This is a genomic window from Pseudoalteromonas sp. S1650, assembly GCF_005887195.1.
In the GTDB taxonomy this organism is placed as follows: Bacteria; Pseudomonadota; Gammaproteobacteria; order Enterobacterales; family Alteromonadaceae; genus Pseudoalteromonas; species Pseudoalteromonas simplex.
The window spans coordinates 1-14,634 of sequence record NZ_PNDF01000086.1 but is presented as its reverse complement, the minus strand read 5'-3'; the positions used below and the strand labels follow the sequence as shown (position 1 = coordinate 14,634).

Here is a 14,634-nt window from a genome sequence, read left to right as displayed (position 1 = left end):
GTACTACTTTTATTACATGGTATAGGTCGGATTGCCTGAGTTTAACATAGTACCGAGTAGTTTTTCGATTTTGGCATTTAAATTGGTTTTATCATCGATAAAATTCACACCAATACCTGGCGGGTTTGAGCTTTGCGCACCTTGTGGTGTGATCCAAGCAACTTTACCCGTTACTACATCATCTTCGAGTGCATCTGGTAATGTGACTTTTAAAGCCAATGAATGACCCATTTCAAAGCGCATATTAGTGCGAACAAACAAACCACCATTTTTTAGATAAGGCATGTAACAGCGGTATAATTCTTCTAAGTCTTCGATATCTACTAATAATTCTTGCACGATATATCCTAATTTTGACTTTCACGTAAAGTAAACGCTAATTGTGAAATGGCTAGATCCATATTTAAGCCAAGCACATGCGAGCTGTTATAAAGAAACTCTGAAATAGCAGATTGTGCTTTTTGATAATTGAAAAAGTCCATTCCTAATACTAATTGCGTTTTAAGATGCTCTGTTAAAAACAAGGCAAATACATTAACCAAGCTATGATCTTTATTAAGGATGTCGACTAACGCACTGAAATTATGGCTGTCTTTTAGCTTAGTTGCAAATTTAAAGAGTGAATCAATAGCTTCAAGTTGGTTATCATTTTGCCACTGCTGAACAAGCAGTGGCTGTCTAGCGAACAACTCTAACCATGAATAATTAGCAATGTTCAGTGATGCTAACCATTGTGTTGTATATTCTGGGTTAACCTTTATTTCGTGTACCGCACAGCGACTTAAAATTGTTGCAGGTAATAATGCTGTTTGTTCGCACGTTAACAATAAATAACGGCGCAAACTTGGCTCTTCAAGGGTTTTTAATAAAGCATTAGCCGCTGCAGTGGTCATTTTGTGACACTGTTCAAGCACCACTACTTTGTTACCATTTTGCGCTGCTGAATGGTTGATAAAATCACTGATCTCCCGAATTTCATCAACGCCTATTGTTTGGCCTTCTACCTTTACAACGCGTTTATCAGGATGAGTACCCGCTTGATTTAGTTGGCAGCTTTTACAATTGCCACAGGCTTTTAAGTTTACAGGTGACGCACAAAGTAGCCCATCAGCGAGCGAATCGACTAAAGGTTGTTTGCCAACACCTTTATCACCATTAAATAGCTGTGCATGATGAAAGCGTTGCTGTGCAAAACTTTGCGCAAGTTGCTGATGAAGCCCTTCAAGCCACGGCAAAGGCATATTAATTTAAACCTGCAAAAAAGTTATCAAGTACGGTTGTGATTGCCGCATGTACTTCTGGTATTGTTTGGTTTGCATCCACAGTTTTGATACTGCTATCAGTGTTAGCTATTTCAAGGTAGCGTGCGCGAGTGCGCTCAAAAAAGCCTAATGCTTCTTGTTCGATACGATCAAGTTCACCACGTCCTTTAGCGCGAGCAAGACCCACAGCTGGGTCAATGTCTAAATAAATGGTTAAATCAGGTTTTAAACCATTTAGCACCATATCAGCTAAAAAAGAGAGTTTAGTCTGTTCAATACCACGACCACCACCTTGATATGCTTGTGATGAAAGATCATGGCGATCACCTAAAACCCAAGTGCCCTTTTCAAGTGCCGGATTAATAACATTAGCAACCAATTGCGAGCGTGCTGCATACATGATTAACAGCTCAGTTTCACCGGTCACTGTTTCTTGGTGAGCCTGTTTGACGATATTACGCAGCTCTTCAGCCATAGCTGTACCGCCAGGCTCACGTACATTAATAAAATCGACTTGCTTGTTTTCTAAATAAGCTTGGCATACGGCAATGGCCGTTGATTTTCCGGCCCCTTCTAGGCCTTCAATCACTATAAATTTCGCTGTCATATGACTCAATTCTGGTTGTTAGTTTATTTGGTACTGCTTTACCGCACGATTATGTTCTTGCAATGTTTTCGAAAATTGATGGCTGCCATCCCCTTTCGCAACAAAATACACATATTCAGACTCAGGTGGATTAACCGCGGCCAAAATCGCTGCTTTCGAAGGCATGGCTATGGGTGTTGGCGGCAAGCCTTTTATCTTATACGTGTTATACGGTGTATAGGTTGTTAAATCTTTTCGTTTTATATCGCCATCAAAATCAGCACCAATACCATAAATAACCGTTGGATCGGTTTGTAAGCGCATATTGGTTTTTAAACGATTGGTAAATACCGCAGAAATTAATGGTCGCTCAGAAGCAAGGCCCGTTTCTTTTTCGATGATAGAAGCCAGTATTAACGCTTCATACGGTGAGCTTAATACTAAATCTGGCGCTCTAGTTTGCCATGCGGTGTCTAATTCCTGCTGCATTTTGTTGTATGCGCGTTTTAATAAGCCGCTGGCACTATCTTCGCTGTGGTAGTGATAGGTATCAGGGAACAACCAGCCTTCTAAATTCTCTTGCGTGTTACTTATCTGCGTTGCTAAATTTTCTATATCTAAGTCTTGGCTTAAATGCGCTTGTTTTTGAATATTAGCAACAACGTCACGAAGTGGCTGACCTTCAATAATTGTGAAGCTAAAGCTAGCTTGTGCACCTTGATTGATACGACGAATATTATCAATAACGGCGCTGGTATCCAGCTCATAAAGACCCGCTTTTAAATCAGTAAGCGTAGGATCTAATTTAGCGAGTACCTGAAATTTAAAACAACTATCAACCCACTGCTTTGTTTGCCATGCTTGGCAAAGTTGATTAAAGCCGGTGCCACGCTCCACTTTAAATAAAGTACTATTTTCAACTTTTAACGGCATTTTTAATGCTGATTGAAGTTGTTGATAGCCAATACCACAACATAGCAATGCTAATATCAGCACGCTAACAATGACTTTTATCACACACTCTCCTTGGCAAACTGCGCCGTTAATAGCGCTTTACTGCATTCAATATCAAACTGTGTATCAGCAATTCGTGCAACGGGAACCACGCCCATTAAACTGTTACACATAAATACGGCATCCATAGCTAAAAGCTCATCGAATTGGATTGCTTTAAATTCAATGGCTAACTTATCACATAAAGCGCTGAGATAAACCCCAGTGATGCCGCAGCGGTCTAACTTAGGTGATATAACTTGACCGTCTTTAATAGCAAAAATATTTGCAGCAGAGCACTCAATCACATTGTTATCATAATCAAGTACAACAACGTCATCACATTCAAGGCTGCTCATTTGCTTTTTGATAAGCACTTGCTCTAAACGGTTCAATGTTTTTAAGCCTGCAAGTAAAGGTTGATGTGCAAGTTTCACGTCGCTGATTTCAAGGTTTGCCCCCTGCTGCTGCCAACTTTTATAGTGTGAAACTGCAGGCATGGTACTGATCAGCACTTGGATACTTGGTGTGTCTGGTAAGCCATAACCACGCCCACCTGCACCACGGGTGACAACTATTTTTAAAATACCGGTTTGTGTATCACTGATTGCGTGGTTAACTTCACGCTCAATTGCGCTTAAATCTAATTCGGGGAAAAATAGTCTTTGCGCGCATTGATCTAAACGCGCTTTGTGTAAATCCCAGTGCTCAACGACAGAATTCATCACAGAGGCTGTGGTAAAAAAGCCATCACCATAATTTAAGCCACGATCTTGCGTGCTTATTGTGGTGTCTGGTGTGACTATTTTTATTGTTTGTTTTAATTTATTCATACAAAAAAGCCCAGTTAAACAACTGGGCTCTTCTTTTTAGTCCGTTGTTAAAAAGAATTATACCTTTTTAAACAGCAACGAGCCATTAGTACCACCAAAACCAAATGAATTACATAGTGCGTAATCCAATTTAGCGTCACGTGCAGTGTGCGGTACGTAGTCTAAATCACAGCCTTCATCTGGGTTATCAAGGTTGATTGTAGGGCTTACTTTCTGGTCAACAAGTGACAAGATAGTAATAATTGACTCTACCGAGCCTGCTGCACCTAACAAGTGACCCATCATTGATTTAGATGAACTTACCATCACATCTTTCGCTGCATCGCCAAAAATAGTTTTAACAGCGGATGTTTCGGCTTTATCGCCTGCATTCGTCGATGTACCGTGAGCATTAATGTAACCAACTTGGTCTGCATTAACTTGTGCATCGTTTAGAGCATTTTCCATCGCTAGAGCTGCGCCTGCACCGTCTTCAGGTGGAGATGTCATGTGATATGCATCGCCACTCATACCAAAACCAACGAGTTCAGCGTAGATCTTCGCTCCACGTGCTTTAGCATGCTCATATTCTTCAAGTACGATAACACCAGCACCATCAGCAAGAACAAAACCATCACGGTCTTTATCCCAAGGACGAGATGCTGCTTGTGGATCGTCGTTACGAGTTGATAATGCACGTGCCGCATTAAAGCCACCCATACCAATTGGTGTTGATGCTTTTTCAGCACCACCGGCTACCATTGCATCTGCATCGCCGTATGCAATCATACGCGCAGCATGACCAATGTTATGCAGACCTGTAGTACAGGCTGTAACGATTGAAATATTAGGGCCACGTAAACCGTGCATAATCGATAAATGACCAGAGATCATATTGATAATGGTCGAAGGCACGTAGAACGGAGAAAGCTTACGCGGGCCGCTATTTAATAGTTTAATGTGGTTTTCTTCAATTAAAGTTAAACCACCGATGCCAGAACCCACTGCTACACCAACACGAGTGGCGTTTTCTTCAGTGATCTCTAGACCAGAATCTTGTAGTGCTTGTACACCCGCTGCAATGCCATATTGGATAAACAAATCCATTTTCTTTGCATCTTTCGGTGACATGTAAGCTGATGCATCAAAGTCATTCAGCAAACCTGCGAATTTGGTGCCGAAACTTGAGGTATCGAAATGCGTGATAGTTTGAATACCACTTTTACCGTTTAACAAACCTTGCCAAGTAGATTCAACATCATTACCTAGCGGTGTCAACATTCCTAAGCCAGTTACGACGACTCGACGTTTAGCCACGGGTTGCCTCCAATAAGGAAATTATTTTAGGTGGGGTGTATACCAAATTTATTAGTATCATTCTATAGATAGACTAAGGGCAGCTTAATGCTGCCCTTAAAATCAAAATGCGTAAAATTACTCAGCGTGAGCTGTAACGTAATCGATTGCAGCTTGAACTGTAGTGATCTTTTCAGCTTCTTCGTCTGGGATCTCAGTGTCGAACTCTTCTTCAAGAGCCATTACTAGTTCTACAGTGTCAAGTGAATCAGCACCTAAGTCGTCAACGAAAGAAGCTTCATGTTTTACTTCTTCTTCTTTAACACCTAGTTGCTCAATGATAATTTTCTTTACGCGTTCTTGGATGTCGCTCATTCTTCTTTCCTTTATTAAAAACGCCAATGCGTTATTTTCAGATTGCGGCGTAGTTTACGCCGCATAATTCTGTGATTCAAGGATTTGCTGATAATTACTTATCTGGTCAAACCTCTCGAATAGTATTTGTTCATTTATCGCTTATTTTCATAGCGAATTCAAGTATGTTTAAAGCAAGATCACAAAAATTTCAACAATTTTCGATAATCTTTCGCTAGCAAATTTTTGCTAACTTTCATTAAACCATGTACATCGCGCCATTTACGTGCAATGTTTCGCCTGATACATACGCAGCAGCGTCAGATGCTAAATAGCATACCGCAGCAGCGATTTCTTCAGGTTGACCTAAACGCCCTGCAGGTACATTTGCAAGCGTAGCTGCTTTTTGGTCTTCAGTCAGCTCGTCTGTCATATCTGTTTGGATAAAACCCGGTGCAACAACGTTCACTGTGATGCCACGTGATGCCACTTCGCGTGCTAATGACTTAGTAAAACCAATTACACCCGCTTTCGCTGCAGCATAGTTAGCTTGACCCGCATTACCCATAGTGCCCACTACAGAACCGATATTAATGATACGACCATTTTTCTTTTTCATCATAGGGCGTAAAACAGCCTTTGATAAACGGAAAATTGAGCTTAGGTTCGTGTCGATGATGTCATCCCACTCACCGTCTTTCATACGCATTAATAAGTTATCGCGAGTAATACCTGCATTGTTAACTAATACGTCGATATCGCCTAAATCAGCCTTGATCGCAGCAAGTGTCGCCTCAATCGATTCAGGATCTGTAACGTTAAGGGCATAACCTTTACCGTTGTCACCTAGATATTCACTGATTTTAGCAGCACCTGATTCGCTTGTTGCAGTACCCGCTACTTTTGCACCTTGTGCAACTAGCGTATTTGCAATCGCTTTACCAATACCACGGCTTGCACCAGTGATTAGGACAACCTTGCCCTCAAGAGAAAATAAATTTGTCATTCTATTCCTACTTATTTCGCTTCATCAATAGCAGCTTGCGTATTAACCGCACCACATACCATTGCTTTATCAATTCGTTTAGCAAGGCCCGTTAATACTTTACCTGGGCCAAACTCATAGCTTTGTGTGATACCTTGCGCAACTAATGCTTGTACAGTTTCAGTCCAGCGTACTGGGCTGTAAAGTTGACGTACTAATGCATCTTTAATTGCTTCACTTGATTGCTCAGCTTTTACATCAACGTTGTTGATTACATCACACTTAGGTGTATTAAATGTTAAAGTGGCTAAATCAGCAGCTAATTTCTCAGCAGCTGGTTTCATTAGTTCACAGTGAGAAGGTACGCTTACTGCAAGTGGTAAAGCACGTTTAGCACCTGCTTCTTTACATGCTTCTGATGCACGCTCAACTGCCGCTTTATGGCCGGCAATAACAACCTGACCTGGTGAGTTGTAGTTCACTGGTGAAACCACTTCACCATTTGCTGATGCTTCACACGCTGCTTTGATTTCGTCGTCACCTAAGCCGATGATTGCAGCCATAGAACCAACACCCGCAGGTACTGCTTCTTGCATATATAAACCACGATTTTCTACTAGTTTAACTGCTTCGCTTAAGCTTACAACGCCAGCACAAACTAATGCTGAATACTCGCCTAAACTGTGACCAGCCATAACAACATCGGCATCAGGGTTTGCGTCTAACCATTGACGGTAAATAGCAACACTAGCAGTAAGAAGTGCTGGTTGTGTACGATGGGTTTGATTTAATTCTTCTTCTGGACCATTTAGTACAAGTGCAGCTAGATCATAGCCAAGAGCTTCAGATGCTTCAGCGAATGTTGCTTTAGCAATTTGTGAATCAGCTAATAGTTCAGATAACATGCCCACAGTTTGTGAGCCTTGACCTGGAAATACGAGTGCAATTTTATGTGCCATACTTTGCTCTTATAATTAAACAAAAAAATATTCTGTAGCAGGCAGCATAACAAGTTTTAGATATGCTGCACTACTTTGTTGTTGGATGTGTTTGCTCAAAAATCGCAGCGATTTTTTCAGGGAGTTGGCGTTCGACTTCCCGCGCGGCTTCATCAATAGCAGCATGAAACGCCTTTGGTGAGGCATTGCCATGGCTTTTAACAACAATACCGCGCAATCCTACCAGACTTGCGCCGTTATACTGGTCGGGGTTCACCCGCTTGTAGAGTTTTTTTATCACTGGACGCAATAAAAACGCTAAACTTTTGTATAAGAAATGTTTGTGTAAGGCTTTGGTGAGTTTATGCATGATGAGTTTGGCAATACCTTCACAGGTTTTTAATGCCACATTACCAACAAATCCTTCGCACACAATAACATCGGCTTTTCCGCTGAAAATATCACTACCTTCACTGTAACCTGTGTAGTTGAGATATTCACACTGCTGCATTAACTGTGCAGCTTGTTTTATTCCTTCATGCCCTTTGATGTCTTCAGAGCCAATATTCAATAAACTAACTCTTGGGTTATCACACCCAAGTGCCTGCCCTGCTACCACAGAACCCATAATGCCAAATTGATAAAGGGTTTGTGCATCACAATGCACATTAGCGCCTAAATCAAGTAAATAAACAGGATTTTTACGTTCAGTTGGAACAGCAGAGATTAATGCAGGACGTTTTACGCCTGGAAGCATCTTTAATACATAATGCGCCATAAAAAATAACGCGCCTGTATTACCAGAGCTTACACACGCTTGCGCTTCACCCGATTTAACTAAATCGAGGGCAACTCGCATTGATGAATCTTTTTTAGAACGAACCGCTGAAGCAGGTTCACACGCATTTGTGACGACTTCGCTACAATGGCGAATAATTAAACGAGGGTGTGAAACAGAATCGAGTGCTTCGAGTTCTTTTAGAATAACTTGCTGATTACCACATAAGATGAGTCTTAAGTTGGTATTAGCATTTACCGCTTGCACGGCAGCGGGGATAGATGAACGGGGGCCGTAATCGCCCCCCATCATATCTAACGCTATGGTTAGATTGGTCAGCATATAGCAATCTCTTAGTTAGAAATTACTTTAACGCCTTTGTAGTAACCGTCAGCAGTTACGTGGTGACGACGGTGAGTCTCACCAGAAACTTGATCTACAGTTAAAGTTGGACCACTGATCGCATCGTGTGAACGGCGCATGCCGCGTCTTGCACGAGACTTTTTGCTTTTTTGTACAGCCATTAGTCTTCTCCTAAGAATCTTTCTTAAGTTGTTTCAAAATATCAAATGGATTTGGTTTGTCATCTTTTGCTGCTAATTTACCAAAGCTAGTAGGCTCTGATGAATAACTGCATGAAGCTTCGTTGTGAGTAGGCACTATTGGAATAGCTAAAATCAGTTCGTCTTCGATTAACTCAAATACGTTGATTTCACCGTTTTCGTCCAGCTCTACTTCATCGTAACCTTCAGGTAGATGATCTGACTCTGCATCCAAACCAATTGGCGAATACACAAAGTCTTGTTCCAAATCCAACCCTAATTCTCCATTACAGCGTTGGCAAGTTACAGTTACATGTGTTGATAAGTTACCACTTATTACCACTAAACCTTGCTCGTCAATTTTGCAATGAATCTTTACCGCTATTTCACCTGCTTCCTCCTGCACAACTTGCTCTAAACGAGAAAGTTTTTCAAGCGGGACAATACCGTCATACGTTAAACGATGTTGAGCTGCTTTGCTGGGATGAAGAGTGATGGGAATTTTCACCTTTTGCATAGGGGCTGCATCATATAGATAGTTAGTAAGTTAGTCAAAGTAAAAAACCAATTTTGATAGGTTTTTAACGATCTTCTGCTTTGTTTTCGGATTCATTGTGGCTTATCCTTGGCAAAATACAATTTTCATCCAGAATTTATTATGAAACCAACACTTATATTAGCGTCAAGCTCACCATTTAGACAGCAATTATTAACGAAGTTTAACTTACCTTTTCAAAGTTTTTCTCCAGATATTGATGAGTCCCCTATCGCAGCTGAAACGCCAGAGCAATTAGTTGCTCGTTTAAGCGAACAAAAAGCCCGTGTTGCCAAACAACATTATAGTGAAGGTTTGGTAATTGGCTCTGATCAAGTTGCGGTATTCAACGATACAATTTTAGGTAAACCTCATACTAAAGAGAATGCCATTAAGCAGCTATCATCTTTCAGTGGCCATACAGTGACCTTTTTAACGGGTTTAAGTGTATTTGATATACAAAGCGATAAAGCAATTACCACCGTGGTGCCATTTGATGTGACATTTAAAGCACTCACACTTGAGCAGATCAATGCTTATTGTGATGCCGAGGAGCCCTACAATTGTGCAGGCAGCTTTAAAAGTGAAGGACTCGGGATATGTTTATTTGAAAAGCTCAGTGGCGATGACCCTAATACATTGATAGGCCTGCCACTGATCACACTAACTAAAGTGCTGGCTGAGTTTGGTGTTGACGTGTTAACTCTGCAAGGGGCGTAGTTAAAACCTGCAAAAGTTGTTGGTATGAATCAACAACACATAACGGCGTATGTTGTTGCAACTGCGCCGGGCTATGGGCACCAAAACTCACTCCAATACAAGCAATGCCTGCGGCATTAGCCATTGCCATATCGAGTTGGCTATCGCCAATCATCACAGCATCGCTTTTTGCGATGCCCTGCTCACGTAAAATTTGCTCAAGCATATCTGGAGATGGCTTCGACTCAGCATCGTCAGAGCATTTTATATTCACAAAGTACTTACCAAGGCCTGACTCATTAAGAAGCCTATCAATGCCTTCACGTCCTTTACCGGTAGCAACAGCCAATTGCATACCTGCATCGCTTAACTGCTTTAAAACGGATTCTACATCTTTAAATAAAGGTGTAGGTGTAACATCTAACTCACGGTACTGTGCTTTGTAACCTGCAACGAGTTCGTCGCTTAAATGTAAATGCGCCGGAAAAAGCACTTCAGTGGCTTTTGCCAGCGATAAACCAATAACGTCTTTCGCTTGTTGCTCTGTTGGAACAGGAATACCTAAGTCTCGCGCAGTATTTCGCAAGCAGGTGACAATTTTTGGCACAGAGTCCATCACTGTGCCATCCCAATCAAAAATAACCAGCTTAAACTTGTTCATTATCTGCACGTAGCTTTTTGATACAATTTTGAAGTGCATTATCGAGTGGCGCTTCAACATGCATGGTTGTTTCATTTTTAGGGTGCATAAAACGTAAATCGTGGGCATGTAAAAACAAACGATTTAAACCAGTCAGTTTATTCACGTATTGATCGAACTCTGCAACGCCATATTTATCATCACACGCAATTGGATGACCTTTACATTGCGTATGCACACGAATTTGGTGAGTACGCCCCGTTACCGGCGACGCTTGTACTAATGAGCACTCAGCATATCGCTCAAGCACACGAAAACGCGTGTGCGATGGTTTACCTTCAGTATTATCAACACGCACCACACGCTCACCAGACTTTAAGGTGTTTTTACGAAGTCCTTCGGTAACGTTTTTCGTTTTAGAATCCCATTGACCATCAACTAATGCCCAATAGTTTTTCTCCATGGTTTTTTCACGTAACTGTTTATGTAAATCAGTTAACACTGAACGACGTTTAGAAATAAGCAAGCAACCTGATGTGTCACGGTCTAGTCTGTGTACAAGCTCTAAACTACGCTCTTCAGGACGAAGTACGCGAAGTGCTTCGATTAAGCCATAACTTAGGCCACTGCCACCATGCACAGCCATACCCGAAGGCTTGTTGATCACCATTAAATACTTGTCTTCAAACAAAATGGCGTCTTCAAGTTGTTTTACTTTATCGAGTTTCTTTGGCACAAACTCTTCTTTTTCGGCCACTTTGATAGGTGGAATACGAATCACATCGTTTAGTTGTAGTTTGTAGACAGGTTTTATGCGTTTTTTATTTACTCGCACTTCGCCTTTACGAAGGATTTTATAAACTGCACTTTTAGGCACACCTTTTAGGTGAGTAATAAGAAAGTTATCAATACGTTGACCTAGATGGTCTTCACCTATGGTAACAAACGAAACTTGTAAGCCGGTTTTTTCTGACATTGCCTAATCACTGATTTAAGTAAATAATTTAGTTGCTAACGCGACTGTAATAGTGGGATAATCACCGTCGCGAACATAAAGTTTGCAAGTAACAACGGTGCTTTTATCACATTAAAACATTCGTGAAGCATATTCTGGGTTGCCGATCATACAGATCCGCGCTAAGTTTTCCAAAGCTTTTATAATTACCCAGCCAACACGAGCGTTCAATTATCGGCGATGCGCGTAATATATTGCCTGAATAATTTGAGCACGAATGTTGATTAATGAACATAAAAAGCAATTGAACAAGATAAATTGACTGATAGTGACGACGTAGCAACGTCATTCAGAAGCAGCTGTTGTAGCAAGACATTGAATAAAAATTTGAACATGGTCGACTTCGGGACAAAACTCGTAAATTAAAACCGCAGAATTGGCGGCAGTTTTGACACCTATAAGAATTTAATAACGTGAGAACATGTTATTGTCAGCCACACTTAGTGATGCTCAATGTAAGCAAACAACTTCAGGTTTTGACTTTACCCAGTCGTGAGACTGCACAAAAACAACCGTCAGAAACCACTGAACAGACGAGTTTATATCGTCATGTCAGCGACAGAATTAGTAGAGTAACAATATGAAACGTATGCTAATCAATGCGACGCAGCAAGAAGAAATGCGCGTTGCACTGGTTGATGGCCAGCGCCTGTATGATTTAGACATAGAGAGCCCAGGTCACGAACAAAAAAAAGCAAATATTTACAAGGGTAAAATTACCCGTATCGAACCGTCACTAGAAGCTGCCTTTGTTGATTATGGCGCTGAAAGACACGGTTTCCTTCCTCTTAAAGAAATAGCTCGCACCTACTTCCCACAAGGCTATACATTCCAAGGTCGTCCAAATATCCGTGACGTGATCAAAGAAGGCCAAGAAGTCATCGTGCAAGTTGATAAAGAAGAGCGTGGCCAAAAAGGCGCTGCGTTAACGACTTTTATCAGCGTTGCAGGTAGCTATTTAGTACTTATGCCTAACAACCCTCGTGCCGGTGGTATTTCTCGCCGTATCGAAGGTGATGAGCGTACTGAACTTAAAGAAGCACTAAGCCGTTTAGAACTACCTAAAGGCATGGGCTTAATTGTTCGTACAGCAGGTGTTGGTAAATCATTTGAAGAACTAGAGTACGACTTAAAAGCACTATTAGTGCATTGGCAAGCGATTCAGCAAGCTGCTGATAGCGGCCCTGCTCCGTTCTTAATTCACCAAGAAAGTAACGTAATTTTCCGCGCAATCCGTGACTATTTACGTCGTGATATTGGTGAAATTTTAATTGATAAAGCACGTGTATTTGAAGAAGCGAAAGCGCATATTGAGCGTTTCCGTCCAGATTTCATGAGCCGCGTTAAGCTTTATCAGGGCGATGTACCACTATTCACTCACTACCAAATTGAAAGCCAAATTGAATCTGCTTTCCAACGTGAAGTTCGCTTACCATCAGGTGGTTCAATTGTAATTGACCCAACTGAAGCACTTACGTCTATCGATATCAACTCATCTAAAGCCACTAAAGGCGGTGATATCGAAGAAACAGCACTTAATACTAACTTAGAAGCAGCAGACGAGATTGCCCGTCAATTACGTTTACGTGACTTAGGTGGTCTTATTGTTATCGACTTCATCGATATGACTCCACCACGCCACCAACGCGAAGTAGAGAATCGTTTAAAAGACGCTGCTCGTCCTGACCGTGCCCGTGTTCAGATTGGTAAGATCTCACGCTTTGGTCTGCTTGAAATGTCGCGTCAGCGCTTACGCCCTTCATTAGGTGAAGCAAGCCAGGGTCCATGTCCTCGTTGTAATGGTCAAGGTACGATTCGTTCTAACGAATCAATTGCATTGTCTATCCTTCGTTTAATCGAAGAAGAAGCAATTAAAGACAATACATCACAAGTAAATGCACAAGTGCCTGTGGCTGTTGCCGCTTACCTATTAAACGAAAAACGTCGTAGTGTTCAACGCATCGAAAAGCGCCATAACGTTGATGTTGTGATCATTCCTAATCAACACATGGAAACGCCACATTACGAAGTAGTTCGCTTACGTAAAGACGAAACAATCGAAACAGTAAGCTATGAGCAAGTTGTTGCTCCTGAGCCAGAAGCATTTGAAATGGCTAAAGCGCCTTCAGCACCAGTTCGTGAAGAGCCGGTTCTTAAAGGTGTTGTTATGCCTACTACACCTGCACCTCAAGCTGCACCAAAAGCTGAGCAAACAACGCCTGCGGCTAAAAAGTCAGAAGGTGGATTATTTGCTGCAATTGGTAAGTTCTTCAAGTCGTTATTCAGCAATGCCGAAGAAGAAGCTGAAAAAGAGCAAGAAGAGAAAAAAGCAGCACAAAGACGTAGCAATAATCGTCGCAACAACGACAACCGTCGTCGTAGCAACAACCAACGCCGTCGCAACTCTCGTAATAAACGCCCTGACGATGCACAAGCTAAAGAAGAAAACACAAATACTTCAAATAAGCCTGAGCAAAAAGAAGGTAACGAGAATCGCAACAAACGTCGTCGTAATTCTAACAACAGAAAACGTAATGAAAAACGTAATGATGATGTAGAACAAACGAATAAAGACACTGCACCAGAGACGAAATCTGAGCAACCAAAGGAAACTAAACCTAAGGTTCGTCGTCAACGTCGCAACTTACGCAAAAAAGTTCGCGTAACAGATGAAAGCGCAGATGAAGCAAAAGCAGTACAAACTACTGAAACAACTGAGCAAGCACCTAAAGCTGAAAAACCAGCTAAGCCTGCAAAAGAAAAAGTAGCAGTTGAAACTGAACAAGCAGAACAGCCTGTTGCTGAAAAGCAAGTACCTGCAGAACCAGTAAAAGCTGACGCTGAACCTAAACAAGCAGAGCAAACTGAATCGGTAGTTGAAACATCAACTGATGAAGAACAAGCTCAACCTCGTACACGATCTCGTCGTTCACCTCGCCACTTACGTGCTGCTGGTCAACGTCGCCGTCGCCCTGAGCATGATGAAAAGTCGAGTGATGACAAAGCTGATGCGCCAGCATTTATTCCTGTAGCAGATCAAGCTGCTGCTGAATATGAAGCTGAGCTAAAGGCAAAACAGGCTCAGGCTGAAACTGAAGAACCTGTAAAAGCTGAAGAGCCTGTTAAAACTGAAGAACCAGTGAAAGCTGAAGAGCCAGTTAAAACTGAAGAGCCAGTTAAAGCTGAAGAACCAGTTAAA

Annotated in this window: 16 protein-coding genes; 2 read left to right on the top strand and 14 right to left on the bottom strand. The window is 41.6% G+C overall.

The genetic code is table 11. The features are described 5' to 3' along the window. Nucleotides 1-12: 12 nt before the first annotated feature. The 12 genes from CWB80_RS19960 to yceD form a co-directional block, all read right to left on the bottom strand. Nucleotides 13-339, bottom strand: coding sequence for a PilZ domain-containing protein (locus CWB80_RS19960; protein WP_054554720.1), 327 nt, complete (start codon nt 337-339; stop codon nt 13-15). A gap of 8 nt (nt 340-347) precedes the next feature. Further along, on the bottom strand, nt 348-1,241 hold the full coding sequence (locus tag CWB80_RS19955) for a DNA polymerase III subunit (protein ID WP_138600111.1): 894 nt from the start codon (nt 1,239-1,241) through the stop codon (nt 348-350). 1 nt (nt 1,242) lies between these two features. Then, a complete protein-coding gene (tmk, locus tag CWB80_RS19950; protein WP_138600110.1) occupies nt 1,243-1,869 on the bottom strand; it encodes a dTMP kinase in 627 nt (208 codons plus the stop codon). 18 nt (nt 1,870-1,887) lie between these two features. Continuing rightward, nucleotides 1,888-2,865: an endolytic transglycosylase MltG gene (gene mltG / locus CWB80_RS19945; RefSeq protein WP_138600109.1), complete on the bottom strand. Its 978-nt coding sequence runs from the start codon at nt 2,863-2,865 to the stop codon at nt 1,888-1,890. Continuing rightward, a complete protein-coding gene (pabC, locus tag CWB80_RS19940) occupies nt 2,862-3,674 on the bottom strand; it encodes an aminodeoxychorismate lyase (RefSeq protein ID WP_138600108.1) in 813 nt (270 codons plus the stop codon). Before pabC ends, mltG begins: the two co-directional genes overlap by 4 nt. 57 nt (nt 3,675-3,731) lie before the next feature. Beyond that, on the bottom strand, nt 3,732-4,970 hold the full coding sequence (fabF, locus tag CWB80_RS19935; RefSeq protein WP_054554715.1) for a beta-ketoacyl-ACP synthase II: 1,239 nt from the start codon (nt 4,968-4,970) through the stop codon (nt 3,732-3,734). 117 nt (nt 4,971-5,087) lie between these two features. After that, nucleotides 5,088-5,324, bottom strand: a complete 237-nt coding sequence (gene acpP, locus CWB80_RS19930) for an acyl carrier protein (protein ID WP_016707440.1) — start codon at nt 5,322-5,324, stop codon at nt 5,088-5,090. Between the two features lie 238 nt (nt 5,325-5,562). Next, complete coding sequence (gene fabG, locus CWB80_RS19925) at nt 5,563-6,309, bottom strand: 3-oxoacyl-ACP reductase FabG (RefSeq protein ID WP_054554714.1); 747 nt, start codon at nt 6,307-6,309, stop codon at nt 5,563-5,565. 11 nt (nt 6,310-6,320) lie between these two features. After that, complete coding sequence (gene fabD / locus CWB80_RS19920) at nt 6,321-7,247, bottom strand: ACP S-malonyltransferase (protein WP_138600107.1); 927 nt, start codon at nt 7,245-7,247, stop codon at nt 6,321-6,323. A 70-nt stretch (nt 7,248-7,317) separates the two neighbouring features. Further along, nucleotides 7,318-8,346: a phosphate acyltransferase PlsX gene (gene plsX / locus CWB80_RS19915; RefSeq protein ID WP_054554712.1), complete on the bottom strand. Its 1,029-nt coding sequence runs from the start codon at nt 8,344-8,346 to the stop codon at nt 7,318-7,320. A gap of 11 nt (nt 8,347-8,357) precedes the next feature. After that, nucleotides 8,358-8,528, bottom strand: a complete 171-nt coding sequence (gene rpmF, locus CWB80_RS19910; RefSeq protein ID WP_036967969.1) for a 50S ribosomal protein L32 — start codon at nt 8,526-8,528, stop codon at nt 8,358-8,360. A 10-nt stretch (nt 8,529-8,538) separates the two neighbouring features. Beyond that, on the bottom strand, nt 8,539-9,063 hold the full coding sequence (gene yceD, locus CWB80_RS19905; protein WP_054554711.1) for a 23S rRNA accumulation protein YceD: 525 nt from the start codon (nt 9,061-9,063) through the stop codon (nt 8,539-8,541). Between the two features lie 141 nt (nt 9,064-9,204). Between yceD and CWB80_RS19900 the strand changes: the two genes are divergently transcribed. Further along, nucleotides 9,205-9,801 (top strand): Maf family protein, encoded by a 597-nt coding sequence (locus CWB80_RS19900; protein WP_054554710.1) that lies wholly within the window; start codon nt 9,205-9,207, stop codon nt 9,799-9,801. On the opposite strand, the gene CWB80_RS19895 is transcribed toward CWB80_RS19900, so the two are convergent. Together CWB80_RS19895 and rluC are read right to left on the bottom strand one after the other, a co-directional pair. After that, entirely contained in the window at nt 9,749-10,441 is a 693-nt protein-coding gene (locus CWB80_RS19895; RefSeq protein ID WP_138600106.1) for an HAD family hydrolase, read from the bottom strand. The genes CWB80_RS19900 and CWB80_RS19895 overlap by 53 nt on opposite strands. Then, the gene (gene rluC, locus CWB80_RS19890; RefSeq protein ID WP_054554708.1) at nt 10,428-11,396 is read right to left on the bottom strand and encodes a 23S rRNA pseudouridine(955/2504/2580) synthase RluC; all 969 of its coding nucleotides are present in this window, start codon (nt 11,394-11,396) and stop codon (nt 10,428-10,430) included. Before rluC ends, CWB80_RS19895 begins: the two co-directional genes overlap by 14 nt. 619 nt (nt 11,397-12,015) lie before the next feature. Between rluC and rne the strand changes: the two genes are divergently transcribed. Next, the coding region (rne, locus tag CWB80_RS19885) for a ribonuclease E (protein WP_138686294.1) at nt 12,016-14,634 on the top strand (2,619 nt) is incomplete at its 3' end.